The following is a 22559-nucleotide window of genomic DNA, read 5'->3' on the forward strand; positions in this document are numbered from 1 at the left end:
GACGGCAGCCTAAAGCCTTTCTGGTCCGGGTTGAAGCCGTTCTGTCGGCGACGCAGTGTCTAAGGGCCATCCTGCCGCGGGTGAACCACACCATCTTCGGTAATGTCGTCGCGGGTCGAGAACCCCCGGCCAAGGCTGAACACCAGGACATAGAGCGGGATGTTGAGCGCCAGGGTGATAATCGGGAGATAGCTGGTCATCTGCCACAAGGGCGAAAAGAATGGTTGGCCATAGCCGTCGCAGATCAGCGATGACCCGTATTCCCACAGCGCGCCGGTAATGACCGCAATGGCAAATAGCTTGATGCAGATGGCGACATGCCTTGCGCGCGCCGGGTTCGGCAAAAGGCGGCTCCACAGCACCAGGCAGACGATGGGGATCGCATAGATCAGGCTTTGCAAGGCCAGCATCGGCAGTGTGCCATTGGCCGCCTCAAGGAACTGGTCACGCCTTTCCAGCAGCGGACAGACCTCGCTCGAGATCGTCGACAGCAGGAAAAAGACGAACGGCCCGAGGAACCAGAAGAAGAACAGCGACGGCCAGAAGACGACTGCGATCAGCGTCCGGGCTGCCAGGCTGGTCAAATGGACTTGTCCATGAAGTTCGGGAACCAGCCTTCGTGGGCGGCGGTCAATTCGCTGACCGGGATCGCCCTGGCATCGCCGAGCTTCAGTTCGTTTCCACCGGTCGAGCCGATCCATGGCGCAAAGATGCCGAGCTTGCTCTGTTCCTCGCGGATGGCGTCCCATTCCTTGCTCTGCGGATCGACGGACAGGGTCAGGAGGTACCGGCCCTGGTCTTCGCCGAACCAGACCGGGATCGGGTCGGTGCCGGCGAGCCCCGGAATTGAGGCGCCGATGCCGGACGCCATCGCCATCTCGGCCAGGGCCACCGCAAGGCCGCCATCGGAAAGGTCATGCGCCGCGGTGACGACGCCCGACGCGATCAGCGCGCGCACATGGTCGCCGACGCGCTTTTCATGGGCGAGGTCGACGGATGGCGGCGGCCCGTCGGTACGGCCATGGATGTCCCTGAAATAGGCGGACTGGCCGAGATGGCTGCCCCAGCTTGCGGGTGCGCCGACCAGCAGGATCATCTGGCCCTCGGCGGCAAAGCCGATACGGGTCATCTTCGACCAGTCGGCAATCAGCCCGACGCCGCCGATGGTCGGCGTCGGCAGGATGCCCTGGCCATTGGTTTCATTGTAGAGCGAGACATTGCCCGACACGATCGGGAAGCCGAGCGCGCGGCAGGCATCGCCAATGCCTTTCACCGCGCCGACCAGTTGGCCCATGATCTCGGGCCGTTCCGGATTGCCGAAATTGAGGTTGTCCGTCGCCGCCAGCGGCAGCGCGCCGGTGGCGGTAAGGTTGCGCCAGCATTCGGCCACCGCCTGCTTGCCGCCTTCATACGGGTCGGCCTCGCAATAGCGCGGCGTCACGTCGGAGGAGAAGGCGAGCGCCTTGGTCGGATGGCCTTCGACGCGCACCACGCCGGCGTCGCCGCCCGGAAGCTGCAGCGAATTGCCCTGGATCAGCGTGTCGTACTGCTCCCACACCCAGCGCCGCGACGACAGGTTCGGCCCGCCGAGCAGTTTCAACAGCGCATCGGCGACATCGGCCTTCGGCGCATCGCCGGCTGCGAGCGCCGCAGGCCTCTTCGGCTCGACCCAGGGGCGGTCATATTCCGGCGCCTTGTCGCCAAGGTCCTTGATCGGCAGGTTGGCGACCTCGTCACCCTGGTGAATGACGCGGAAGCGCAGATCGTCGGTGGTCTTGCCGACAATGGCGAAGTCGAGGCCCCATTTGTGGAAGATCGCCTCGGCTTCCTTTTCCTTCTCGGGGCGCAGCACCATCAGCATGCGCTCCTGGCTCTCCGACAGCATCATCTCATAGGCGCTCATGCGCTCTTCGCGCACCGGCACCTGGTCGAGGTGAAGCTCGATGCCGAGGTCGCCCTTGGCGCCCATCTCGACCGCCGAACAGGTGAGGCCGGCCGCACCCATGTCCTGGATGGCGATGACGGCGCCGGACGCCATCAGCTCAAGGCAGGCTTCGAGCAGGCATTTTTCGGTGAAGGGATCGCCGACCTGCACGGTCGGGCGCTTCTCGTCGATCTTGTCGTCGAACTCGGCCGAGGCCATCGTGGCGCCGCCGACGCCGTCGCGGCCGGTCTTGGCGCCGAGATAGACGACCGGCAGGCCGACGCCCTTGGCTTCCGACAGGAAGATCGCATCTGTCTTGGCGAGGCCGGCGGCAAAGGCGTTGACCAGGATGTTGCCGTTGTAGCGGGCGTCGAAATTGACCTCGCCGCCGACGGTCGGCACGCCAAAGGCGTTGCCGTATCCTCCGACGCCGGAAACCACGCCGCTGACCAGGTGCCTGGTCTTGGGATGGTCCGGTGCGCCGAAGCGCAAAGCGTTCATCGCCGCAATCGGCCGCGCGCCCATGGTGAAGACGTCGCGCAATATGCCGCCGACGCCGGTCGCCGCACCCTGGTAGGGCTCGATGTAGGAGGGATGGTTGTGGCTCTCCATCTTGAAGACGACGCAGTCGCCGTCGCCGATATCGACCACGCCGGCGTTCTCGCCCGGACCCTGGATGACCTGCGGCCCGGTGGTCGGCAGCGTGCGCAGCCATTTCTTCGAGGATTTATAGGAGCAGTGCTCATTCCACATCGCCGAGAAGATGCCGAGTTCGGTAAAGCTCGGTTCGCGCCCGACCAGGTCGAGGATGCGCTGGTATTCGTCGGGCTTCAGCCCATGCGCGGCGATGAGTTCCGGGGTGATCGGCACGGAATTGGAAATGGTCATGGGCGGCGATTGATGTCCATGGGAGAGGGGAATTTGAGTCCCCTCATATCGCAAGCTTTAGCGTGATACACCCCATTGGATGACGAAAAACGCCGGAAAACCACAGGGCGACGATGGTAGCGGGGAGCCGCTGGGGAACGCTATGGCATCCCGGCCGTTAGGCCTCAAACCAATCAGGAGATTTCGACATGGCCACCAAGCAAGGCAAGAAAGACAATCGCCTCTCCGACAAGGAGGCCATGCATATTGCCGAGACCACCGACGTTTCGCCCAAGCAGGCCAAGGACCTGGCCGAGAAGCACGGCAAGGACAAGGGCGCGAAGGAAGCCAAAAACTTCAAGGCAGAGGGCTGAACCTGAGATCGGTACACAGGCGCACGGCTTAGCGCCAAGGATTCAGGACGAACTGTCGTAGCCGGCGCGGCCTTCCTCCAGCAGCCGCCGGATCACCGCGACGCCGCCAGTGATGTCCTCGCGCCGCCTTGGCTGCGAGACGCCGAAACGCACGCCGTGAAAAACCTGCTCGGAACGCCCCGCCTTGAACTCGTCCTCGTCGTCGAGGAGCACGCCATTTTCGAGGCATGCGCTCCTGAACGTGCCGGACAGCCAGGGATCGGGCAGCGTCAGCCAGACGAAGGGCACGCTGCCGTGTGACTTGAAGGCGAAACCCGCCAGTGTCTCGCGCACGATGGCGATGCGGGCGGCAATTTCGGCAATGCTGCGTTTGCGGATATCGCCAGCCTGCCCAGACAGCACCAGCCGCGCATTCACCTCCGCCAGCAGGAACGGCATCCCGCCGGTCATCATCTTGTGGGCGACGCGGATGCGATGGCGATAGGCGGGCGGGCAGGAGAGCCAGCCGCCGCGAACACCTGCCGCGACCGATTTCGACAGACCGCCGGCGACAATGGTGCGCTCGGGTGCATATTCGGCGATGAGCGGCGTCGGATCTTCGGTCAGGCCGCCATAGAGATCGTCCTCGATGACGATGACATTGTACGCGCGCGCGACGCGGGCGATCGCCTCGCGGCGCGAAACCGACAGGATCGCCAGCGTCGGGTTCTGCACCGTCGGCATCAGGAAGATCATCTTCGGGTGCTTTTGCGCGCAGACGCGTTCGAAATCCTCGGGATCGAGGCCTTCTTCGTCCGATGCCACCAGTGCTATGCGCCGCCCGATCAGCCCGGCGCTGCGGGCGATCTGCGAATAGGTGAGGTGCTCGAAGGCGACATAGTCGCCCGGTGTGGTCAGTGCCGCAATCGCCGCCATCACCGCGGCATGTGTGCCAAGCGTGGGAACGATGGTGTCGGCCGCCGGACGGAACGAATTGCGCGACAGCCAGCGGGCGCCGGCCTCGAACCAGCGCTCCGGAAAGTCCCTGGTGTAGCTCGAAATCTCGTGCGGATGATCCTGCACGGTGCGCAGCAACATGTCGGCGACAATGGCGCCCTGGCCGATGTCGGGCGCGGCAGTGCTGTCGAAGCGCAGTTTGCCGGGCGGTGCATCGACATAGCGCGTGCCTTGCACGGCCGGCTCGGCGAATTCTGGTGACGCCGCTTCCGATTGCTGCGCCAGCACATAGGTCCCGCGCCCGACTTCGCCGCTCACCAGCCCGCGTTCGCGCAACAACTGGTAGGCCCGGCCGATCGTGCCGACCGTCGTGCCAATGTCGTAGGCGAGATCGCGCTGCGGCGGCAGTTTTGCCCCGGCATCGATGACGCCCTTGTCGATGTCCGACTCGATGCTGTCGGCAAGGCGCTGGTAAAGCGGGCCGGAACCGATGGTGAGGTCAGGGAGCCAATTTGTCATGGTGACAATTTTGTATATTGCACCGGATTGGGTGTCAATACATATCAGTCGCGTACCGAAATGGGTACAATTTGCAACCTTGGCAGAAAGAAAATGGATTCAATCGAGACAATCCGTTGCGCGGGCATTGAATTGGTCGGGCCGCGCCCGTCGAGCCGGCGAGGCTTTGTCAGCCGGATCGTGCATGTGGTCAGGTCGCTGGCGCGATGGATCGACGCGTTGATCGAGCGCCGTCGCGGCCGCCTGGTCTTGCTGGAAATGACCGACGAGCAGCTCAGGGATATCGGTGTGTCGCGTGACGACGCTCACCGCGAAGGCATCAGGCGGTTCTGGGACTGACCCGTAGTCTGGTCAGCGGCGTGTGCCCGGAGCCCTGAGGCGTGAGACGCCCTTGTCGGCAAGCACGACGAGGATGCACAGCACCAGGAAAACCCCGGTGACGGCCAGCGCTGCAAGCGCGACGCTGGCCACGCCGTTCTTCGCAACGTCGAGGAACGGGTAGGGCACTTCACCTGCGATTGGGGCGCGGGCCAGCGCATAGGCGAGATAGGCGATCGGATAGACCATCCACCAGGAGATGTCGCTCCACCGCGTCCTGCCGTCGGCGCCCACCACAAGCCACCACAGCACGAACAGCACCGGGGTCACATAGTGCAGCAGCACGTCGCAGAGCAGGAACAGGCCCTGCGGCTGCCAGAGCTGGGCCAGCACCGTCGCATAGACGATGAAGACCAGCGCGATGGACACGGCGACGCCGGCGCGCATCCGCGGCCCGGCAAAGGCCGGCAGCCAGGCGTAGCCCGAAGGTGACAGCAGCGAGGTGTGGACCAGCACCGCACCGATGTTGGTCAGGATGGTGAAGAAGCTGAACAGGAAGACGATGGAGCCGAAAAAGCTGCGGCCGGCTTCCATCGAAGCCGGGATGGTAATGCAGGCTTGCAGGACAAGCCCGGCCAGACCGATGACCAATCCCGCAATCTGCAGGAAGCGGCTCATGGCGTCAGGCGGCCGCGTTGCAGGAGGGGTTGCCCGTCTGCCAGCGCGCAATGTCGGAGCCGATGCGCGCGCCGAGCGGATCGTCCATCAGCGGACCGAACACGTCGACGCGGCTGGAATTGCCTTGCGCCTGGACGACCAGCAGCGGCTTGCCGCCATAATGCTTGGCCGGCACCAGCAGGAAGCGCGGCGTGCCGCTGAACGAGTTCAGCTCATTGGCCATCTGATACGATTTGAAGGCGGGATCCTTGCTGGCGATCCAGCATTTGTGGGCCGATATCGCCACCTGCTCCATGGCCAGCAGCGAAGCGCTTTTGCCCGTCGGCACGGGCACGCTCTTCGGGCTCGACTGGCAGGATGCCAGCGCAAAACCGGCGGCAGCCAGAAGACCCAGGCGAACAATCGTCAGTCTCATGGTCAGCCGCCCCCGCGCTTTGAAAGGAATTTCTAAAAAGGATTTCAGGCGGCGATGCCAAGCGCGCCTTCGAACAGTGCGCGGCCGTCGCTGCCGCCATGCGCTGCCTCGATCAGGTTCTCCGGATGCGGCATCAGGCCGAGCACATTGCCCTTTTCGCTGATGATGCCGGCAATGTCGTTGATCGAGCCGTTGGGATTGGTGCCCTCGGCATAACGAAACACCACCTGTCCCTCACCCTCGAGGCGGGCAAGCGTGTCGGGATCTGCGAAATAGTTGCCGTCATGATGCGCAACCGGCGTGCGGATGATCTGGCCCGGCTGATAGCGGCGGGTGAACATTGTGTTGGCATTGGCGATCTGCAGCTTCACCTCACGGCAGACGAATTTCAGCGACGCATTGCGGATCAGCGCGCCGGGCAGCAAGCCGGCCTCGACCAGGATCTGGAACCCGTTGCAGACACCGATCACCATGACGCCCTTGGCCGCCTTTTCCGCAACCGCCCGCATCACCGGCATGCGCGCGGCAATGGCGCCGCAGCGCAGATAGTCGCCGAACGAGAAGCCGCCGGGGATGGCAATCAGGTCGACATCGGGGATTTCGGTGTCGGTCTGCCAGACGGTCGCAGGCGCCTGTCCCGAAATCTTGGTCAGCGCCGCGATCATGTCGCGGTCACGGTTGAGGCCAGGGAGAAGGACAACGGCGGATTTCATGGTGTTGGCACCCTGGTCGTTGGGGACGGTTTGATCCTGCGCGCCAGCAGCGCGAGGCAGACATAAGCAAGCAGCGTGAACCCTAGAATCATCAAGCCGAACCAGCCTAGCCCGCTCTTCGGTCCAAATAACAGATCGTGCCAGTCAGTTGAAACCCGGATCCAGTCGTGAAGCATGAGAGCCGCAAACAGCATTGCGGGTAAGGTCAGCACCAATGCCAACACGTGCAATCCGGTTGCCAAGGTCGATCGGCCGTCATTTCGATGAAGCCAAAACGGAAATCTCATGGCCTTGGGTCGTAAGGTGTTTGAGGCTTTTCGGCGAGTCCCCGCAATTCAAGGCGCTGCTCAATCCGCTCAAGACGTTGATCGATACGACCAGTTATCGCGTAGATATTGCCGACATCCGTTTGCGTGCTCAACGCCTGCAGCCGGATCGCAAGGATCTCTTGCTTGACTTCGCCCAGACCATTCTTAAGCCGATCCATTCGTGAATGGATTTTCTTGAGAAGTTCGTACATCAGCTCATCGTGACTTCCGGCATAGTGCCCCCGGATACAACCTCAGGTAAGCGTCACACTATAATTCTCAATCACCGTATTCGCCAGCAGCTTGTCGCACATGGCCTTGAGATCGGCCTCGGCCTTGGCTTTGTCGGTCTCGGCAAGCTCGAGGTCGAACACCTTGCCCTGCCGCACCTGGCCGACGCCGCCGAAGCCCAGTCCGGACAAAGCGTGCTCTATGGCTTTTCCCTGCGGGTCGAGCACGCCGTTCTTGAGGGTGACGGTGATGCGGGCCTTGATCATGCTGGACAGGTTCCTGTTCGAAGACTTAGCAATTCCAGGAAAAGTGTGAAGCGGTTTTCCGTCCGGAATTGCGTCAAGAAATGAAGACTTAGTGCGGCTTGCCTTTGAGGCCATCGGTCGAGGCGACGAGCACCGGGCCGGTCGGGCGCGGCGGCTCGTTCTCGTTCATGATGCCAAGGCGGCGGGCAACTTCCTGATAGGCTTCGACGAGGCCGCCCATATCGCGGCGGAAACGGTCCTTGTCGAGCTTGTCCTGCGTTGCCACGTCCCACAGCCGGCACGAATCCGGCGAGATCTCGTCGGCAACGACGATGCGCATCATGTCGCCCTCGAACAGGCGGCCGCATTCGATCTTGAAATCCACGAGCTGGATGCCGACGCCCATGAACAGTCCGGAGAGGAAGTCGTTGACGCGGATGGCCAGCGCCATGACGTCGTCGATCTCCTGCGGGCTTGCCCAGCCGAAAGCGGTGATGTGCTCTTCCGACACCATCGGATCGTCGAGCGCATCGGCCTTGTAATAGAATTCGATGATCGAGCGCGGCAGAACGGTGCCTTCCTCGATACCGAGACGCTTGGAAAGCGAGCCGGCGGCGACATTGCGCACCACCACTTCGAGCGGAATGATCTCGACTTCCTTGATCAGCTGCTCGCGCATGTTGAGCCGGCGGATGAAGTGGGTCGGAATGCCCATGCGGTTCAGATGGTTGAAGATGTACTCGGAAATGCGGTTGTTGAGCACACCCTTGCCGTCGATGACCTCATGTTTCTTCTTGTTGAATGCGGTCGCATCATCCTTGAAGAACTGGATAAGTGTGCCCGGTTCCGGTCCCTCATAGAGGATCTTGGCCTTGCCTTCATAAATGCGGCGGCGATTTTTCATCTGATTTTTCTCTGGATTTGCGGGCAGGCGGCAAGCGACCAGTTCCTGTCCGTCTGCCTAAATTGGTGCGGCGACGGGTGGGGTTCAATGCCGGGTCTATCCCAATCACAGCGTTTGCTCAATCGGCAAATCCTTTCCATCGACCGCTTTCAGGAATGAAATGCCGCAGCGCAGCAAGCGATGTAGCATATTGACCGGCCCGCGCCCTTTTGGTTTGTGCTGCGGCAGCACACATATCCATCACCAACGCGAATCGATTTCATCGGAGGGAAGCCATGAGCAGCATGAAAGACCGCGAAGAGGGTTTTGAGCGCAAATTCGCCTTCGACGAAGAACTTCGCTTCAAGGCTTCGGCACGCCGCAACAAGGCGCTTGGCCTGTGGGCAGCCGAAAAGCTGGGCAAGTCCGGCACTGACGCCGACGCCTATGCCAAGGAAGTTGTGGTTTCCGACATCGAGGAAGCCGGCGATCACGACGTATTCCGCAAGATCCGCAAGGATTTCGACGCCGCCGGCGTCGACCAGTCGGATCACCAGATCCGCCGCACCATGGACGAACTGATGGCGCAGGCGATCGAGCAGATCAAGAACACCTGATCGGACCGAAACAGGTTCCGCAAAAGCGTTCTGCGATCTGTGACAGAACCTGCGACAAACCTGGAATGACTGGACCAATCGACCGCTCGGCCCAGCCGGGCGGTTTTTCTTTGCCTTTTCAGCCTTTTCCGGCTGAAACTGTGCGTAGGCCTGTTACAAGGCTCTACCCAATGAGGAAAGCACCCATGTCCCTGAAGTCACGCCTGGCGGCGGATGAAACGCTGTTCACCGCCTGGTCCGGCGTTCCGGACGCTTTGACGGTCGAAATCATCGCCAAGCAGGGTTTTGACGCCGTCACCCTCGATATGCAGCATGGCGGACACCACGAAGACTCGGTCTTGCGCGGCCTGGTGCCGGTGCTGGCCGCCAACAAGCCGGCGCTGGTGCGCATTCCGGTCGGCCGCTTCGACATGGCCAGCCGCGCCCTCGATTTCGGTGCCGAGGCGGTGATTGCACCGATGGTGAATTCGGTGGCCGATGCAAAACTCTTTGCCGCGGCGATGAAATATCCGCCGATGGGCGAGCGCTCCTGGGGCCCGACCTATGCTTTTCCGCGCCATGGCAAAGGCGACCACGCCGAATGGCTGCGCGACACCAATCAACGCACCATGGCCTTTGCCATGGTCGAAACGCGCGCCGCACTCGATGCGCTGGACGGCATCCTCGACACGCCGGGCATTGACGGCATCTTCCTCGGCCCATCGGATTTCTCCATCGCCTGGTCGAATGGTGCCACCGTCAATTCGACGCTGGAAAGCATGATGGAAACCGTCGCCTCCATCGCCGAGCGGACGCGCAAGGCGGGCAAGCATGCGGCGATCTACGTCGTTGAGCCGGCGATTGCCGGCCGCGTCGTGGCGATGGGCTACCGGCTGCTGGCGATGGGCTCGGACCATGCGCTGATTTCGCTCGGCGCAAAGATACTCATCAAAAGCATGAACGATTCGATAAAGGGCTGAGGCGTGGTGCCTTGCCCGGTCAGGCCTTGAGGTCGGTCAGGAACTTGGCGAAGGTCATCGACCCTTCCGGCCAAGGGCCGAAGCCGGCATCCTCATTGAGGTGACCGGTTTCGCCGGCATCGATGAACAGCGAACCCCAGGCGCCGGCAATGTCCTCGGCAACCTCGAAGGCGCAGAACGGATCGTTGCGGCTGGCGATGACGATGGACGGGAAGGGCAGCGGTTCGCGCGCATAGGGACCAAAGGTCATCAGGTGACGCGGCCTTATCTCCGGGTTGGCGACGTCGGGCGGCGCGACAAAAAACGCGCCGGCGACCGGCTTCCTGAACTGCGGAATGGCCTGCACCGCGGCCGCCACACCCAGCGAATGGGCAACGATCACCACCGGTCGCTCGGCCTCGTTGACAGCGTTCGCCACGCTCGTCGTCCAGTCCTCGCGCACCGGCTTCGACCACTCCGCCTGCTCGACCCGGCGCGCCGTCGACAGTTTCGATTGCCAGCGTGTCTGCCAGTGTTCGGGGCCGGAATTGGTGTAGCCCGGCACGATCAGAATATCTGCGTCTTTGACTTTCATGGCGCTGAGATAGCGAGCGGCCGTGTCTCGTGCAACCCGCGCTGACGTATGCGGTGCATCACGATTGTGAACAACCTGTTCGATTCTTTCCATCTTGTGTGAACGATCAGGATCGACGATTTGAGGCGCGAGAGATGGACAACAGATAGACTGGTGGCGCGGCCTGGGGATAACGCGCTGAACGGAGAGTTTTATGAGCGAACTGCCTTTTGCCGCGACGACCCCCGTCAGCGTGTCACGCGTGGGCCTGAAGGCGCGAGACGCCGAAGGACTTGCCGATTACTACCGGGCTGTTGTCGGCCTGCAGGAATTGAGCCGCGCCGATGGCGCCATCACGCTGGGCGCTGCCGAGCGCCCGCTGCTGGTGATCGAGCCTGACGCAGCGGCCAAGCCCGACGATCCGCGCAGCGCCGGCCTTTTCCACACCGCTTTCCTTCTGCCCAGCCGCGCCGATCTCGGCCGTTGGATAAACCATGCCGCCGCCAACAAAATCCGCATCGAGGGCGCCTCCGACCATCTGGTCAGCGAGGCTCTCTACCTGACCGACCCCGAAGGCAACGGCATTGAAATCTATAGGGACCGTCTGCCGCAGGAGTGGAAGTGGAACGGCGACAAGATCGCCATGGCGACCGAGCGGCTGAATCTGGCCGCCGTGGTTGGCAGCGTGCCGGCCGGTGACGCCGGCTGGCAGGGCGCGCCGCAAAACAGCATTATCGGCCATGTCCATCTGCGCGTCGGCCGGCCGGAAGATGCCGAGGCCTGGTGGCACGACGAATTTGGCTTCGACACGGTCGCTAAGTATGGAGGGCAGGCGGTGTTCCTGTCGTCGGGAGGCTACCACCATCATATCGGTGGCAATTCGTGGCACAGCGCCGGCGCCGGGCGCCGCGATCCGTCCCGCTCAGGGCTGGCCTGGGTCGAGATGCGCTCGGACAAGACAACCGCTGAAACCACGCGGGAAGATCCGTGGGGCACGGTGATCCGCACCGTGCCGGGCGCCGCCGGCTGAGCGCCCGCTCGGTTCTTACAAGGAATTGGCGGCGTAGCCCGTCAGCAGCCCATGCGCCCAGCTGTCGAAGCCGGTGGCTGTCGCGCGGCTGGACGCCTCGGTCCAGTCATAATTGACCACGTGATGGCTGAACGACCATTGTCCGTCCTTGCGCGTAGCGAGGGCGTAGCGGGCCTATCCGAAAACCCGCTTGAAGATCGTGTCGACATGCTTGGTGTGATAGCCCAGGTCGAATTTCTCGCGGATCTCGGCTTCGGGCAGCGCTGCGGTGACTTCCTTGTCGGCCAACAATTCCCCAAGGAAATCAGCGCCATGTTCCCATACCTTCATGGCGTTGCGCTGCACCAGGCGGTAGGCGTCCTCGCGGCTGGCGCCGGCTTGCGTCAGCGCCAAAAGCACGCGCTGCGAATGCACAAGGCCACGGAACTTGTTCATGTTCTTCAGCATGTTGTCGGGATAGACCAGCAATTTGTCGATGACGCCGGTCAACCGCGACAGCGCGAAATCGAGTGTTACCGTGGCGTCCGGGCCGATCACGCGCTCGACCGAGGAATGCGAAATGTCGCGCTCGTGCCAGAGCGCCACATTTTCCATCGCCGGCAGCGCCATGGAGCGCACCATGCGGGCAAGGCCGGTGAGGTTTTCGGTCAGCACCGGGTTGCGCTTGTGCGGCATTGCCGACGAGCCCTTCTGGCCCGGCGAAAAATACTCTTCCGCTTCCAGCACCTCGGTGCGCTGCAGATGGCGGATCTCGGTCGCCAGCCGCTCGACCGACGAGGCGATGACGCCGAGCGTGGCGAAGAACATGGCATGGCGGTCGCGAGGGATGACCTGCGTCGACACCGGCTCCGGCTTGAGCCCAAGCTTTTTCGCCACATGCTCTTCGACATAGGGATCGATGTTGGCGAAGGTGCCGATCGCGCCGGAGATAGCGCAGGTGGCAATATCCTCTCGCGCGTGCACCAGCCGCTCGCGGCAGCGCGAGAACTCGGCATAGGCCTGCGCCAGCTTGACGCCGAACGTGGTCGGCTCGGCATGAATGCCGTGGCTGCGGCCGATGGTGACGGTGTCCTTGTGCTCGAAGGCCCGGCGCTTCAGCGCGGCGAGCAGGCCGTCGAGGTCGGCCAGCAAAATATCGCTGGCGCGGCTGAGCTGCACCGCAAGGCAGGTGTCGAGAACATCCGATGAGGTCATGCCCTGGTGGATGAAACGCGCATCCGGCCCGACGAATTCGGCGAGATGGGTGAGGAAGGCGATGACGTCGTGCTTGGTGACGGCCTCGATCTCGTCGATCTTGCCGACGTCGAATTGGGCGGCGCCGCCTTTTTCCCAGATGGTCTTGGCGGCTTCTCTGGGGATGACGCCGAGCTCGGCCAGCGCATCGCAGGCATGGGCCTCGATTTCGAACCAGATGCGGAAGCGGGTTTCCGGCGACCAGATGGCGACCATTTCCGGCCGGGAATAGCGAGGGATCATCCGTCAGTCCTGATATGTCGGTGGTTAAGTGCGCCTCCTATCAGAGGCGGACCGAATGCTCAACGCTGCTGGCGTGCAAACCACACGCTGGCGGCGGCAAGCGCGATGAATCCGAGCGGAAAATAGAGCCTGATACCCAGCACCACGAACTGGTAGAGCGCCGTCAGCGAGGTGAAGACCAGTTCGAACGCCCACCGGGCGGTGAAGGCCTCCGCGTGCCATTCGGCATAATAGGAGCGGTATTGCAGCGCAAACAACCCGCCGGTGAAGGCGAGCGTCGTGGCAAGCAGGCAGACGAAGGCGGCGGCGAACGCCACCTCCCAATGCCGGTCGAGCGAGACCAGCCGCGCCGCGAACAACCCGACGGGAAAGGCCAATGCCGCGCCGGTCGCAAACAGCAGGGCGACGAAGCGGATCTTTTCCGGGGTCTCCCAATTGTCGAGCCAAAGACCGGTCAGCGCGCTGGCGCCCATGGCCATCGCCCACAGCAAGGCGCCGACAAGCGCCGCGCCCGTCGATGGTATGGCGCGGCTGACGCGATTTCCGGCGCGCTTGCGCCAACTGGATTGATCGAGCGATGTCACAGGCGTCCGGTCACGGCGATCCAGCGAAAATCCGGTCCTTCGAAGCCGTATTGGCGCACTGCGATCAGCACCGCATAGGCGCTGATGCTGTCCATCGAGAACGTCTGCACCGCGCCGATCCTGTAGCCGTTCGGGCAGCCACGGCTTTTCGGGATCGATTTATCCTCATGCAGCAGATGGGTCTGGCCGCCATCCCTGGCCTCGATCCGCAGCAGGCGAAAACCGTTGACCTCGCCCTGGCTCTGGCAGCTTTCGGTGTCATTCATGCCGATCTCGTCCAGCCGGAATTCCAGCGGCGGGTCGACCGGCGAAAAGATCGGCCGTGGGTTCACCACCATGCGGAACGGGTCGGCCGACAATTCGGTCACCGGGTTGAAGCCGGCGGTGATGCCGCGGTTTGCGGTGAGTTCGGCCTGCACAACGACGGCTTCGCCCTTCTGCCTGGCTTGCTGACGGGCCGTGTCGAGCGAGGCGGTCTCATCCTCCAGCCGGACCCGGATTGGCGTGCCCTTCAGGAACGTGTCGTCGGCGGTGTTGATGTAGTAGCGGTTGGCATAGGGAAAGCCCGAACCGTCTGCCACACCATATTCCTCGAAGGCGAAGACGCCGCCATCCTTGCTGAAGCCGAGGATTTCAAGCTCGGCGACATCGCCCGCTCGGGCGGCCATGGCGGATGCCAGATGGACCAGCAGGCAAACGCCAATCAGGACGAGATTTCGCATCGGGGTTCCGCTCCGCCTGCCGTGGTTCGATCGTTCCCTATCACGAGACAGTCAAAACATCGTGCTATTCGAAGGGCGATGCATCCAATTCCGCCTCTGTTTGTTATCGTCGATCGTTTTCAAAAGGAGAACACCCCATGACTGAGGCCAGCAAGATTCGCGAGCATATGGAAGTGGTCGGCGCCGACGGCGTTCACATCGGCACCGTCGACAGGGTCGATGGCGAGCGGATCAAGTTGACCAAGGCCGACAGCGGCGAGGGCGCCCATCAGGGGCATCACCACTACATTCCCTTGAGCCTGCTTGCCGAGGTCGAGGGCCAGAAAGTCTGGCTGTCGGCGAATTCGGATGTCGCGGTCAGCTTCGAGGAAGAGGAGTCCGACCCGACCTGACTGAAAGTCAGCGCGACGACCACACCGGAAACAGATCGCCATCGGCCGGCGTCGCGGCATGGATGCCGCGGCTGATGGCGCGCGCCATGGTGGCGCCGGCGGCGGCAAAGAAATCGATGGCATCGTCGGCGCTGAGTTCTGTGCCGCTCTTCCCCGTCGCCAGCGCGAACACCAGATCGCCGTCAGCCGGCGTGTGCACGGGCCAGATGGCGCGCACGAAACCGTCATGCGCTGAAATGGCCAGCCGCTTGGCTGCCGCCTTGGTCAGCACGGCGTCGGTGGCGATGACGGCGATAGTGGTGTTGCCACCGGCCTCGGCTTGTCCACCGACACGCTTGTCGCGGTGTTTCAACAGGATCCGCCTGGCGTCGTCCGGCATCGAGGGATAGCCGAGGCCTCCGAATTCATCGCCGATCTCGAAGGGTGCTGCCCAGAAATAGCGGGTCCGCGCGATCGTTACCGAGCCGGTCGGGTTGGCGGCGGCCAGTGCGCCGATGGTGACGCCGCTGTCGAGCACAGTCGAGGCAGAGCCAAGGCCGCCCTTCAGCCCGGAACTCAGCGCCCCGGTGCCGGCGCCGATTGTGCCGAGCGGAAAGTCGACTGTTGCCGCCTGGGCGGCTTCGTAGCCGAGGTCGCGGTAGGGAGGATAACGGCCCCAATCCTTGTCGCCGCCATTGCGCAGGTCGAACAGGATCGCCGCCGGCACGATCGGCACGCGAAAGCCGCCAACATCGACGCCAATGCCTTTTTCGCGCAGCGCTGCCTGAACGCCGGAGGCGGCGTCGAGGCCGAAGGCCGAGCCGCCCGACAGCACGACGGCATGAACCGCCTCGATGGAATTGTGCGGTTCGAGCAGGTCGGTCTCGCGCGTGCCCGGCGCGCCGCCGAGGATCTGCACGCCACCGACCGCCGGTTCGTCGCACAATACGGTGGTGACGCCCGATTTCAGCTTGGCGTCCGACGCGTTGCCGACGCGCAGGCCGGCGACATCGGTGATCAGATTGCGCGGCCCGGTGCGAAACATCAGTTCGTCTCCGCCGGCACGAAACGCGTCCCGTCGAAGCGGAAGGCGCGATAGAGGTTTTGGCTCAGATCGCCTTTGTCGTCGAACCGCAGCGGGCCGATCGCGGTGGTGAAATCATGCCCGGTTAGCGCGTCGGCCAGCCCCTTGCCCGAGGTCTCGGGCGCGGCCGAGGCCGCCTTGGCAATCTCCACCGCCGCGTAGGCCGGCAAGGCATAGCCATCCGGCGCGATGCTTTTGGCCGTAAACGCCGCCAGCACCTTGGGATCGGCGACATCGGCCCATTCCGGCGGCGCGATCATCAGCGTGCCGATGGCGTAAGGCACATCGCCGGGTGGCGTGCGCAAATTCTCGCCGCCGGCAAAGACGATGCCGGCCTCGAGCTGGCCGGCGTCGCGGCCCATAATGGCGATGTCGTCGCCGTCGCCACCGGCAAAGACATGCGTCGCGCCTGATTTCTTCAGCCGGCCGATCAGCCCGATCTGGTTGTCGAGCTGGGGCCGGAACGTGTCTGTGAAGACCGGCTTCAGCGCCGCCTGTTCGGCCGCTGCGCGCAGCGTCTCGGCAATTTCGCGGCCATAGATGGTCCCGTCGTCGACGATGGCGAACAATTCGCTCTGCCACAGCCGGGTCAGGATGCCGGCCACGGCATTGCGCTCGTCGTCGCCGCGTGGCCCCAGCCGGTAGACCGGCCAGCCGGTTTTGGCGCGGCGATCGGTCAGGCTTTCGGTGCGCACGCCAACGGTGATGACCGGTATGTTGGCGTCCTTGAGGATCGGCAGCGCCGCCTGGATCGCCTCGGTGCAGAGGAAGCCGACGACGATATCGACCTTCGCAGCGGCGAATTCCCTGGCGGCGGCAGCCCCGCCATCGGCGGTGCAGGCATCGTCGACCGTCCTGATCTCGGCGCCGTTGGCTTCTGCTGCCAGGGCAGCACCCGCCTCGATCTGCTTGCCCAGGATCGCCGACGGACCGGACAGGGGCGCGGCGACGCCGACAAGCAGCGTCTGCGCGCCGGCGCTTGCCGGCAGCAGCCAGAGCAGTGCCGCTATTACAGCTGTTGGGGGTCGCATTCTGACGACGAATTCCTCCGTGCCGGTCGCATGCTTCCAGCGTCTCTTCCGCCAAGACCTAAAGGCTGCCCGCCCCAGGCGCAACACGGGAATTTCCGGATTGGCGTCAACCACTTCGCTTGTGGCCTATTGTGTGCCGCCATATATAACGCTTGGGTTCCCGCTTATGGAAAATCATCGGTGTTGAAGTTGAACGACATAGGGCCTCAGGCCTATCGCGACGCGATGGCGCATTTTGCCGGCCACGTCCATGTGGTCACCACCGACGGGGCCGCCGGCAAACGCGGCACGACGGTGATTGCCGCCTGTTCGGTGTCGGACACGCCGCCGACGGTTCTCGTCTGTCTCAACCGCGAGAATGCCAAGAACGAGCTGTTCATGCAAAACGGCCGGTTTGCGCTGAACACGCTGGCTTCGCACCAGCAGCCCCTATCGGTGGCGTTTTCAGGCCTGACCGGGCTGTCGGCCGATGAGCGTTTCGGGCTTGGCGAGTGGGATGTCATATCGACGGGCGCGCCTACCCTGAAGGGCGCTCTTGCGGTTTTCGACTGCGAATTGATCGACACCAAGGATCTCGCCACCCATCGTGTGCTTTTTGGCAAGGTGACAGGCCTGCGCATGGGCGATAATTTGCGGCCGCTGATCTACCACGCCCGCGACTACCACGTGCTGCAGAGCGGAGCAGAGGCGGCAACGGAGAAAGAATGACCGAGCTGAAACCGCGCCCCGCGCCGCGGACGATCGACGAAACGCTCGATCTCCTGACCGGCGCGGACTACGTCGCGGACCGCTCGCTGGCAACGGTGCTGTTCCTGTCCCTGCGCATGCAGCGGCCGCTGTTCCTTGAAGGGGAGGCCGGCGTCGGCAAGACCGAGATCGCCAAGGTGCTGGCGCAGGCACTCGGCCGCCGGCTGATCCGCCTGCAATGCTATGAAGGGCTCGACGTCTCGTCCGCCGTCTACGAGTGGAACTACGCTGCGCAGATGATCGAAATCCGCATGGAGGAGGCGGCAGGCTCGGTCGACCGCTCCGACATGGAGCGCAATGTCTTTTCCGAAAAATACCTGATCCGCCGCCCGGTGCTCGATGCTCTGACCGGCAAGGCGGGTGCGGCCCCGGTGTTCCTGATCGATGAGCTCGACCGCACCGACGAGGCTTTCGAAGCATTCCTGCTCGAAATTCTGTCCGACTTCCAGGTGACGGTGCCCGAGCTTGGCACGATCAAGGCGGAGGAGCCGCCGATCGTCATCATCACCACCAACCGCACCCGCGAAATCCACGACGCGCTGAAGCGGCGCTGCCTCTATCACTGGGTCGACTATCCCAATGCCGAGCGCGAGCTGGAGATCGTGCGCCGCAAGGTGCCGCAGGCCAACAGCCGACTTTCCGCGGAAGTGGTGTCGTTCATCCAGAAGCTGCGCCGGGTCGAGCTGTTCAAGGCGCCGGGTGTCGCCGAAACCATCGACTGGGCCGGCGCGCTGACCGAACTCGACAAGGTGGCGCTCGATCCCGAAACCGTCTCCGACACGATCGGCGTTTTGTTGAAATACCAGGACGACATTGCCCGCATCGGCGCGGGCGAGGGCCGGCGCATCCTCGATGAGGTCAAGGCCGAACTGGCGGCGGCGGAGTAGGGCAGTGAAGGCGCCGGGTGCTTACCCCAAAGAGACCGACCCCAGAGAGGCGACGGAAGACGGGCGCATCGCCGACAACATCGTCTATTTCGCCCGCACCTTGCGCAAATCCGGCATGCGGGTCGGGCCGGCTTCGGTCAAGGATGGGATCGAGGCGGTGCTGGCAGCCGGCATCGGTTCGCGCGACGATTTCTACTGGACGCTGCATGCCGTGCTGGTGTCGCGGCACGAGGATCACCCTGTTTTCGACGAAGCCTTCCGGCTGTTCTGGAAATCGCGCGAGCTGATCGAGAAACTTCTGGCGATGTTCTCGCCTGTGGCGCCCGACACCAGGGAGAAGCAAAAGCCGCGCGCGGCAGAAAACCGCGTCAGCCAGGCCATGTTCGAAGGCCACGAGAAGAATCGGCCGGTCAGGGAAATCCCGGAGATCGAAGTCGACGCCCGGCTAACCTTCTCCGGGAATGAAGTGCTGCGCGGCAAGGACTTTGCCCAGATGAATGCCGACGAGATGGCAGACGCCAAGAAGGCGATTGCCCGGCTGCGGCTGCCGTTCGACATGGTCCGTACCCGACGCTTCAAGGCAGACCTGCATGGCCGCCGTATCGATCCACGCGCCATGATGCGCTCGGCCGCGCGCACCGGCGGCGAACTGATCCTGCCGAAATTCCGCTCAGCCCGCGAAGTGCATCCGCCGCTGGTGGTTCTCGCCGATATCTCCGGTTCGATGAGCCAGTACACGCGCATCTTCCTGCACTTTCTGCATGCGCTGACCGAAAAACGGCGGCGCGTGCACACCTTCGTCTTCGGCACGCGGCTGACCAATCTCACGCGGCAGATGCGCCATCGCGACCCCGATGCCGCCCTTGCCGACTGCTCGGCGGCGGTCAAGGACTGGTCGGGCGGCACCCGCATCGGCGATACGCTGGCGGAGTTCAACAAGCACTGGTCACGCCGCGTGCTCGGGCAGGGCGCGGTGGTGCTGCTGATCACCGACGGGCTGGAGCGCGACGATGTCGCCGGCCTGTCGGAGGAGATGGATCGCCTGCACAAATCCTGCCGGCGGCTGATCTGGCTGAATCCCCTATTGCGCTTCGACGGTTTCGAGGCCCGCGCCCGCGGCGTCAGAGCGATGCTGCCTCATGTCGACGAGTTCCGCTCGGTACACAATCTCGATGCGCTGGCCGACCTCTGCGCCTCGCTGGACAAGAAATCCGCCGCTTCGGTCGATCCGCGTCGCTGGCTGGACGCTGGTGTCAGGCGCGCCGCATAGCCATATTGGATTCCGAAAACAGGCTCCCAGAGAAAAACAGACTTTGAGGCAAGCGATCATGGACAACAGCATCTATCTCGATGAGGCCCGCGACCCCTTGATCATCGCGGAAGGCTGGATGAAGGACGGCAAGGATGTCGCCATCGCCACTGTGGTCGAGACCTGGGGTTCGGCGCCGAGGCCGGCCGGCAGCCACTTGGTCATCGACGCCGAAGGCAATTTTCACGGCTCGGTCTCGGGCGGCTGCGTTGAGGGTACCGTGGTGAGCGAGGCGATGGACGTCATCGACTCGGGAAAAGCGAAGATGCTGGAGTTCGGCGTTGCCGACGAAACCGCCTGGCAGGTCGGCCTGTCCTGCGGCGGCCGCATCAAGGTCTATGTGGAGCGGCTTGGTTAGGCATGGATCCCTACGCTCTCAAAACGCTCAATGCCGAACGCCGGGCCCGCCGCGCCGCGATCCTGGTCACCGATCTCGGCGACGGCCGCGACCGCATCGTGCGCGAAGGCGACCAGGTTGCCGGGGAACTCGGGCAAGCGATCGCCAAGGCATTTCGCACCGGCAATTCCGGTTCGGTCGAGGCTGAAGGGCGCACCTTCTTCCTCAACGCGCATTTGCCGCAGCCGCGCCTGGTGGTAGTCGGCGCCGTCCATATCAGTCAGGCGCTGGCGCCGATGGCCAGGATCGCCGGCTATCCCCTGGAGATCGTCGATCCGCGCACCGCCTTCGCCACCCCGGACCGTTTTCCCGATGTAGCCCTGCATGCCGAATGGCCGGAGGATGTGGTGAAGCGCCAGCCGCTCGACAGCTACACGGCGCTGGCCGCCGTCACCCATGATCCGAAGATCGACGATTTCGCGCTGAAGGCCGCACTCGACGCCAACTGTTTCTATGTCGGCGCGCTCGGCAGCCGCAAAACCCACGCCAAGCGCGTCGAGCGCTTGCTGGCGCTGGGCGCGACCGCCGACCAGATCTCTCGCATCCACGCCCCGATCGGCCTCGACATTGGCGCGGCGAGCCCGGCCGAGATCGCCGTCGCCGTCCTGGCGCAGACGATCCACGCCTTCCGCTCGCGCGGGCTGGAATCGAAAGGCGCTGCGGCGTGAGATTCGGTCCGGTTCCAATCGACCAGGCGCAAGGCGCGGTGCTGGCGCATGCCACGACGGCCGGCGAGCGGCGTTTCCGCAAGGCGCACAGGCTAAGCACGCAGGACGTGGCCGTGCTGAAGGCGGCCGGCATTACCGAGATCGTCGTGGCGGTGCTTGCCGCCGATGACCTCAGCGAGGATGCGGCGGCCGAAAAGATTGCTGCCAGCATGGCCCCCCGCAACATCGAGGCAAAACCTGCCGCGACCGGCCGGGTCAACCTTCACGCCAAGGCCGCCGGCGTCTTCACCGTCGATGCCACGATGATCGACGCCATCAATGCCGTCGACCCGACCATCACCATCGCCACGCTGGCGCAGCACGCACCTGTCGAGACGGGGCAAATGGTGGCGACGGTCAAGATCATCCCGTTCGCTGTTGCCACGGCTCTGGTCGACAAGGTGACGAAGATCTGCGCCGGCGGCGAGATCTTCGCCGTCAACGCTTACCGGCCGGTGCGCATCGGCGTCATCCAGACGGTTCTGCCCGGCATCAAGGCCGGCGTGCTCGACAAAACGCTGCGCGTCACCGAAGCGCGGCTGGCACGCTCCGGCGGCCGGCTGACGACGGAGCGCCGCACGCCGCACGAAATTGCGCCCGTCGCCGAGGCCGCCGCCGCGCTGGCGCGCGACAACGACATGGTGGTGATCTTCGGCGCCTCGGCGATGAGCGATTTCAACGATGTCGTTCCGGCGGCGATCGAGGCAGCAGGTGGCACGGTGATCCGCGCGGGCATGCCCGTCGATCCCGGCAATCTACTGGTGCTGGGCACGCTCGACGGCAAGCGCGTCATCGGGGCGCCCGGTTGCGCCCGCAGCCCCAAGGAGAACGGTTTCGATTGGGTGCTCGACAGGCTGATCGCCGGCCTCGACGTCACAGCCAAGGACATTGCCGGCATGGGCGTTGGCGGCCTCTTGATGGAAATCCCGACCCGGCCGCAGCCGCGCGAGCCGCTGCCGGCGAGAGCCGGGCTGAAGGTCGAGATCGTGCTTCTGGCCGCCGGTCGCTCCAGCCGCATGGGCGGGCCGAACAAGCTTCTGGCGCTGTTCGACGGCAAGCCGCTGGTGCGCCGCACCGCTGAACGGGCGCTCGATTCCAAGGCTTCTGCCACCGTTGTCGTCACCGGCCATCAGCGCGAGCGGGTGCACGCCGTGCTCTCGGGCCTCGACGTGATCTTTGCCGACAACCCGGATTTTGCCGACGGCCTGTCCTCGTCTCTAAAAGCCGGCATTGCCCGCGTTGGAGCCGAGGCGGCCGGCGCCATGATCGTCCTCGGCGACATGCCGGGCATTTCCTCGACCGATCTCGACAGGCTGATCGAGGCCTTCCGTAGGGACGGCGGCCGCTCAGTGGTGCGTGCCGCCCATGACGGCCGCCGCGGCAATCCGGTGCTGTTGCCACGCGCGCTGTTTGGAGGCATCGCCCACCTCGAGGGCGACACCGGCGCCCGCCATCTGGTCGAGGCCGAGGGACTGGATGTCATCGACGTCGAGATCGGCGACGGCGCGTCGATCGATGTCGACACCCGTGAAGCAATGGAAGGAGCCGGCGGCGTGCTGCAGGATTGACAAAGCGAAGCCGAAAAACGCATGCCTTTAGCATGGCTCTCTCTTTACTTGCCTCAGCGCTTCTACCCCCCTCTGGCCTGCCGGCCAGGCCGACAGGCCAGAGGGG

Annotated in this window: 28 protein-coding genes; 12 read left to right on the plus strand and 16 right to left on the minus strand. The window is 63.9% G+C overall.

Translation table 11 applies throughout. The features are described from left to right. Positions 1-59: 59 nt before the first annotated feature. Together NKI46_RS21645 and purL are read right to left on the minus strand one after the other, a co-directional pair. The gene (locus NKI46_RS21645; protein ID WP_023715997.1) at positions 60-584 is read right to left on the minus strand and encodes a hypothetical protein; all 525 of its coding nucleotides are present in this window, start codon (positions 582-584) and stop codon (positions 60-62) included. After that, positions 581-2812, minus strand: coding sequence for a phosphoribosylformylglycinamidine synthase subunit PurL (purL, locus tag NKI46_RS21650; protein WP_352747836.1), 2232 nt, complete (start codon positions 2810-2812; stop codon positions 581-583). The genes NKI46_RS21645 and purL overlap by 4 nt, the downstream gene beginning before the upstream one ends. 188 nt (positions 2813-3000) lie before the next feature. Here purL and NKI46_RS21655 point away from each other — a divergent pair, with 188 nt between their 5' ends. Then, positions 3001-3165: a hypothetical protein gene (locus tag NKI46_RS21655; RefSeq protein WP_023669098.1), complete on the plus strand. Its 165-nt coding sequence runs from the start codon at positions 3001-3003 to the stop codon at positions 3163-3165. Positions 3166-3207: 42 nt separating this feature from the next. Here the strand turns inward: NKI46_RS21655 and NKI46_RS21660 are convergent, their stop codons facing one another. Then, positions 3208-4620 carry an aminotransferase-like domain-containing protein gene (locus NKI46_RS21660; protein WP_023715995.1) on the minus strand — a complete coding sequence of 471 codons (1413 nt, stop codon included), beginning with the start codon at positions 4618-4620 and terminating at the stop codon, positions 3208-3210. 93 nt (positions 4621-4713) lie between these two features. Between NKI46_RS21660 and NKI46_RS21665 the strand changes: the two genes are divergently transcribed. Then, the gene (locus NKI46_RS21665; RefSeq protein ID WP_023715994.1) at positions 4714-4959 is read left to right on the plus strand and encodes a DUF1127 domain-containing protein; all 246 of its coding nucleotides are present in this window, start codon (positions 4714-4716) and stop codon (positions 4957-4959) included. A gap of 12 nt (positions 4960-4971) precedes the next feature. Here the strand turns inward: NKI46_RS21665 and NKI46_RS21670 are convergent, their stop codons facing one another. The 7 genes from NKI46_RS21670 to purC all read right to left on the minus strand — a co-directional run bounded on the left by NKI46_RS21670 (position 4972) and on the right by purC (position 8432). Next, entirely contained in the window at positions 4972-5616 is a 645-nt protein-coding gene (locus NKI46_RS21670) for a Pr6Pr family membrane protein (RefSeq protein WP_023715993.1), read from the minus strand. Positions 5617-5620: 4 nt separating this feature from the next. Then, positions 5621-6031 (minus strand): hypothetical protein, encoded by a 411-nt coding sequence (locus NKI46_RS21675; protein ID WP_023715992.1) that lies wholly within the window; start codon positions 6029-6031, stop codon positions 5621-5623. Positions 6032-6075: 44 nt separating this feature from the next. After that, on the minus strand, positions 6076-6744 hold the full coding sequence (gene purQ, locus NKI46_RS21680; protein WP_023715991.1) for a phosphoribosylformylglycinamidine synthase subunit PurQ: 669 nt from the start codon (positions 6742-6744) through the stop codon (positions 6076-6078). Next, a complete protein-coding gene (locus NKI46_RS21685) occupies positions 6741-6965 on the minus strand; it encodes a hypothetical protein (protein ID WP_155921663.1) in 225 nt (74 codons plus the stop codon). The genes purQ and NKI46_RS21685 overlap by 4 nt, the downstream gene beginning before the upstream one ends. Positions 6966-7027: 62 nt before the next feature. Beyond that, positions 7028-7264, minus strand: coding sequence for a hypothetical protein (locus NKI46_RS21690; protein ID WP_352747843.1), 237 nt, complete (start codon positions 7262-7264; stop codon positions 7028-7030). 42 nt (positions 7265-7306) lie between these two features. Next, positions 7307-7549, minus strand: a complete 243-nt coding sequence (gene purS / locus NKI46_RS21695; RefSeq protein ID WP_023715988.1) for a phosphoribosylformylglycinamidine synthase subunit PurS — start codon at positions 7547-7549, stop codon at positions 7307-7309. Positions 7550-7637: 88 nt separating this feature from the next. Then, on the minus strand, positions 7638-8432 hold the full coding sequence (purC, locus tag NKI46_RS21700) for a phosphoribosylaminoimidazolesuccinocarboxamide synthase (RefSeq protein ID WP_013532127.1): 795 nt from the start codon (positions 8430-8432) through the stop codon (positions 7638-7640). 275 nt (positions 8433-8707) lie between these two features. Here purC and NKI46_RS21705 point away from each other — a divergent pair, with 275 nt between their 5' ends. Both NKI46_RS21705 and NKI46_RS21710 read left to right on the plus strand, forming a co-directional pair. After that, complete coding sequence (locus tag NKI46_RS21705) at positions 8708-9028, plus strand: DUF1476 domain-containing protein (RefSeq protein ID WP_023669091.1); 321 nt, start codon at positions 8708-8710, stop codon at positions 9026-9028. A 185-nt stretch (positions 9029-9213) separates the two neighbouring features. Further along, the gene (locus NKI46_RS21710; protein ID WP_023669090.1) at positions 9214-9987 is read left to right on the plus strand and encodes an HpcH/HpaI aldolase family protein; all 774 of its coding nucleotides are present in this window, start codon (positions 9214-9216) and stop codon (positions 9985-9987) included. A gap of 19 nt (positions 9988-10006) precedes the next feature. Here the strand turns inward: NKI46_RS21710 and NKI46_RS21715 are convergent, their stop codons facing one another. Further along, entirely contained in the window at positions 10007-10561 is a 555-nt protein-coding gene (locus NKI46_RS21715; protein WP_023684890.1) for an RBBP9/YdeN family alpha/beta hydrolase, read from the minus strand. Positions 10562-10754: 193 nt separating this feature from the next. Between NKI46_RS21715 and NKI46_RS21720 the strand changes: the two genes are divergently transcribed. Continuing rightward, positions 10755-11570 (plus strand): VOC family protein, encoded by an 816-nt coding sequence (locus NKI46_RS21720; RefSeq protein WP_023669088.1) that lies wholly within the window; start codon positions 10755-10757, stop codon positions 11568-11570. 174 nt (positions 11571-11744) lie between these two features. Here NKI46_RS21720 and purB read toward each other — a convergent pair whose 3' ends face one another. From purB to NKI46_RS21735, 3 genes are read right to left on the minus strand one after another with little or no spacing between them, the layout of a single operon-like run. Next, on the minus strand, positions 11745-13046 hold the full coding sequence (gene purB, locus NKI46_RS21725; RefSeq protein WP_352747846.1) for an adenylosuccinate lyase: 1302 nt from the start codon (positions 13044-13046) through the stop codon (positions 11745-11747). 59 nt (positions 13047-13105) lie between these two features. Further along, on the minus strand, positions 13106-13570 hold the full coding sequence (locus NKI46_RS21730) for a hypothetical protein (protein ID WP_023726917.1): 465 nt from the start codon (positions 13568-13570) through the stop codon (positions 13106-13108). Between the two features lie 56 nt (positions 13571-13626). After that, the gene (locus NKI46_RS21735; protein WP_023724193.1) at positions 13627-14352 is read right to left on the minus strand and encodes a DUF2259 domain-containing protein; all 726 of its coding nucleotides are present in this window, start codon (positions 14350-14352) and stop codon (positions 13627-13629) included. Between the two features lie 137 nt (positions 14353-14489). Here NKI46_RS21735 and NKI46_RS21740 point away from each other — a divergent pair, with 137 nt between their 5' ends. Continuing rightward, on the plus strand, positions 14490-14744 hold the full coding sequence (locus tag NKI46_RS21740) for a DUF2171 domain-containing protein (protein ID WP_023669083.1): 255 nt from the start codon (positions 14490-14492) through the stop codon (positions 14742-14744). A 7-nt stretch (positions 14745-14751) separates the two neighbouring features. Here NKI46_RS21740 and NKI46_RS21745 read toward each other — a convergent pair whose 3' ends face one another. Together NKI46_RS21745 and NKI46_RS21750 are read right to left on the minus strand one after the other, a co-directional pair. Further along, positions 14752-15768 carry a P1 family peptidase gene (locus tag NKI46_RS21745; RefSeq protein WP_352747849.1) on the minus strand — a complete coding sequence of 339 codons (1017 nt, stop codon included), beginning with the start codon at positions 15766-15768 and terminating at the stop codon, positions 14752-14754. Next, complete coding sequence (locus tag NKI46_RS21750; RefSeq protein WP_352747852.1) at positions 15768-16838, minus strand: branched-chain amino acid ABC transporter substrate-binding protein; 1071 nt, start codon at positions 16836-16838, stop codon at positions 15768-15770. The genes NKI46_RS21745 and NKI46_RS21750 overlap by 1 nt, the downstream gene beginning before the upstream one ends. 180 nt (positions 16839-17018) lie before the next feature. Here NKI46_RS21750 and NKI46_RS21755 point away from each other — a divergent pair, with 180 nt between their 5' ends. The 6 genes from NKI46_RS21755 to NKI46_RS21780 are packed head-to-tail and all read left to right on the plus strand — an operon-like array spanning position 17019 to position 22453. Continuing rightward, entirely contained in the window at positions 17019-17546 is a 528-nt protein-coding gene (locus tag NKI46_RS21755; RefSeq protein ID WP_352747855.1) for a flavin reductase, read from the plus strand. Continuing rightward, positions 17543-18472, plus strand: a complete 930-nt coding sequence (locus tag NKI46_RS21760) for an AAA family ATPase (RefSeq protein ID WP_023700847.1) — start codon at positions 17543-17545, stop codon at positions 18470-18472. The genes NKI46_RS21755 and NKI46_RS21760 overlap by 4 nt, the downstream gene beginning before the upstream one ends. 4 nt (positions 18473-18476) lie before the next feature. After that, positions 18477-19742: a vWA domain-containing protein gene (locus NKI46_RS21765; protein ID WP_023708627.1), complete on the plus strand. Its 1266-nt coding sequence runs from the start codon at positions 18477-18479 to the stop codon at positions 19740-19742. A gap of 58 nt (positions 19743-19800) precedes the next feature. Then, positions 19801-20139 carry an XdhC family protein gene (locus tag NKI46_RS21770; RefSeq protein WP_023669077.1) on the plus strand — a complete coding sequence of 113 codons (339 nt, stop codon included), beginning with the start codon at positions 19801-19803 and terminating at the stop codon, positions 20137-20139. Between the two features lie 2 nt (positions 20140-20141). After that, positions 20142-20846, plus strand: coding sequence for an XdhC family protein (locus NKI46_RS21775; protein WP_352747858.1), 705 nt, complete (start codon positions 20142-20144; stop codon positions 20844-20846). Further along, positions 20843-22453, plus strand: a complete 1611-nt coding sequence (locus tag NKI46_RS21780; protein ID WP_352747860.1) for an NTP transferase domain-containing protein — start codon at positions 20843-20845, stop codon at positions 22451-22453. Before NKI46_RS21775 ends, NKI46_RS21780 begins: the two co-directional genes overlap by 4 nt. Positions 22454-22559: the final 106 nt, after the last annotated feature.

Origin of the sequence: Mesorhizobium sp. M0615 (genome assembly GCF_040320805.1) — a bacterium.
Classification (GTDB): domain Bacteria; phylum Pseudomonadota; class Alphaproteobacteria; order Rhizobiales; family Rhizobiaceae; genus Mesorhizobium.

What these genes read in the sequence shown, in the direction of transcription:
- purL (WP_352747836.1), bottom strand. Translation starts at nt 2,812, where the DNA reads ATGACCATTTCCAATTCCGTGCCGATCACCCCGGAACTCATCGCCGCG.
- NKI46_RS21655 (WP_023669098.1), top strand. Translation starts at nt 3,001, where the DNA reads ATGGCCACCAAGCAAGGCAAGAAAGACAATCGCCTCTCCGACAAGGAG.
- NKI46_RS21660 (WP_023715995.1), bottom strand. Translation starts at nt 4,620, where the DNA reads ATGACAAATTGGCTCCCTGACCTCACCATCGGTTCCGGCCCGCTTTAC.
- NKI46_RS21665 (WP_023715994.1), top strand. Translation starts at nt 4,714, where the DNA reads ATGGATTCAATCGAGACAATCCGTTGCGCGGGCATTGAATTGGTCGGG.
- NKI46_RS21670 (WP_023715993.1), bottom strand. Translation starts at nt 5,616, where the DNA reads ATGAGCCGCTTCCTGCAGATTGCGGGATTGGTCATCGGTCTGGCCGGG.
- NKI46_RS21675 (WP_023715992.1), bottom strand. Translation starts at nt 6,031, where the DNA reads ATGAGACTGACGATTGTTCGCCTGGGTCTTCTGGCTGCCGCCGGTTTT.
- purQ (WP_023715991.1), bottom strand. Translation starts at nt 6,744, where the DNA reads ATGAAATCCGCCGTTGTCCTTCTCCCTGGCCTCAACCGTGACCGCGAC.
- NKI46_RS21690 (WP_352747843.1), bottom strand. Translation starts at nt 7,264, where the DNA reads ATGTACGAACTTCTCAAGAAAATCCATTCACGAATGGATCGGCTTAAG.
- purS (WP_023715988.1), bottom strand. Translation starts at nt 7,549, where the DNA reads ATGATCAAGGCCCGCATCACCGTCACCCTCAAGAACGGCGTGCTCGAC.
- purC (WP_013532127.1), bottom strand. Translation starts at nt 8,432, where the DNA reads ATGAAAAATCGCCGCCGCATTTATGAAGGCAAGGCCAAGATCCTCTAT.
- NKI46_RS21705 (WP_023669091.1), top strand. Translation starts at nt 8,708, where the DNA reads ATGAGCAGCATGAAAGACCGCGAAGAGGGTTTTGAGCGCAAATTCGCC.
- NKI46_RS21710 (WP_023669090.1), top strand. Translation starts at nt 9,214, where the DNA reads ATGTCCCTGAAGTCACGCCTGGCGGCGGATGAAACGCTGTTCACCGCC.
- NKI46_RS21715 (WP_023684890.1), bottom strand. Translation starts at nt 10,561, where the DNA reads ATGAAAGTCAAAGACGCAGATATTCTGATCGTGCCGGGCTACACCAAT.
- NKI46_RS21720 (WP_023669088.1), top strand. Translation starts at nt 10,755, where the DNA reads ATGAGCGAACTGCCTTTTGCCGCGACGACCCCCGTCAGCGTGTCACGC.
- purB (WP_352747846.1), bottom strand. Translation starts at nt 13,046, where the DNA reads ATGATCCCTCGCTATTCCCGGCCGGAAATGGTCGCCATCTGGTCGCCG.
- NKI46_RS21735 (WP_023724193.1), bottom strand. Translation starts at nt 14,352, where the DNA reads ATGCGAAATCTCGTCCTGATTGGCGTTTGCCTGCTGGTCCATCTGGCA.
- NKI46_RS21740 (WP_023669083.1), top strand. Translation starts at nt 14,490, where the DNA reads ATGACTGAGGCCAGCAAGATTCGCGAGCATATGGAAGTGGTCGGCGCC.
- NKI46_RS21745 (WP_352747849.1), bottom strand. Translation starts at nt 15,768, where the DNA reads ATGTTTCGCACCGGGCCGCGCAATCTGATCACCGATGTCGCCGGCCTG.
- NKI46_RS21750 (WP_352747852.1), bottom strand. Translation starts at nt 16,838, where the DNA reads ATGCGACCCCCAACAGCTGTAATAGCGGCACTGCTCTGGCTGCTGCCG.
- NKI46_RS21760 (WP_023700847.1), top strand. Translation starts at nt 17,543, where the DNA reads ATGACCGAGCTGAAACCGCGCCCCGCGCCGCGGACGATCGACGAAACG.
- NKI46_RS21770 (WP_023669077.1), top strand. Translation starts at nt 19,801, where the DNA reads ATGGACAACAGCATCTATCTCGATGAGGCCCGCGACCCCTTGATCATC.
- NKI46_RS21775 (WP_352747858.1), top strand. Translation starts at nt 20,142, where the DNA reads ATGGATCCCTACGCTCTCAAAACGCTCAATGCCGAACGCCGGGCCCGC.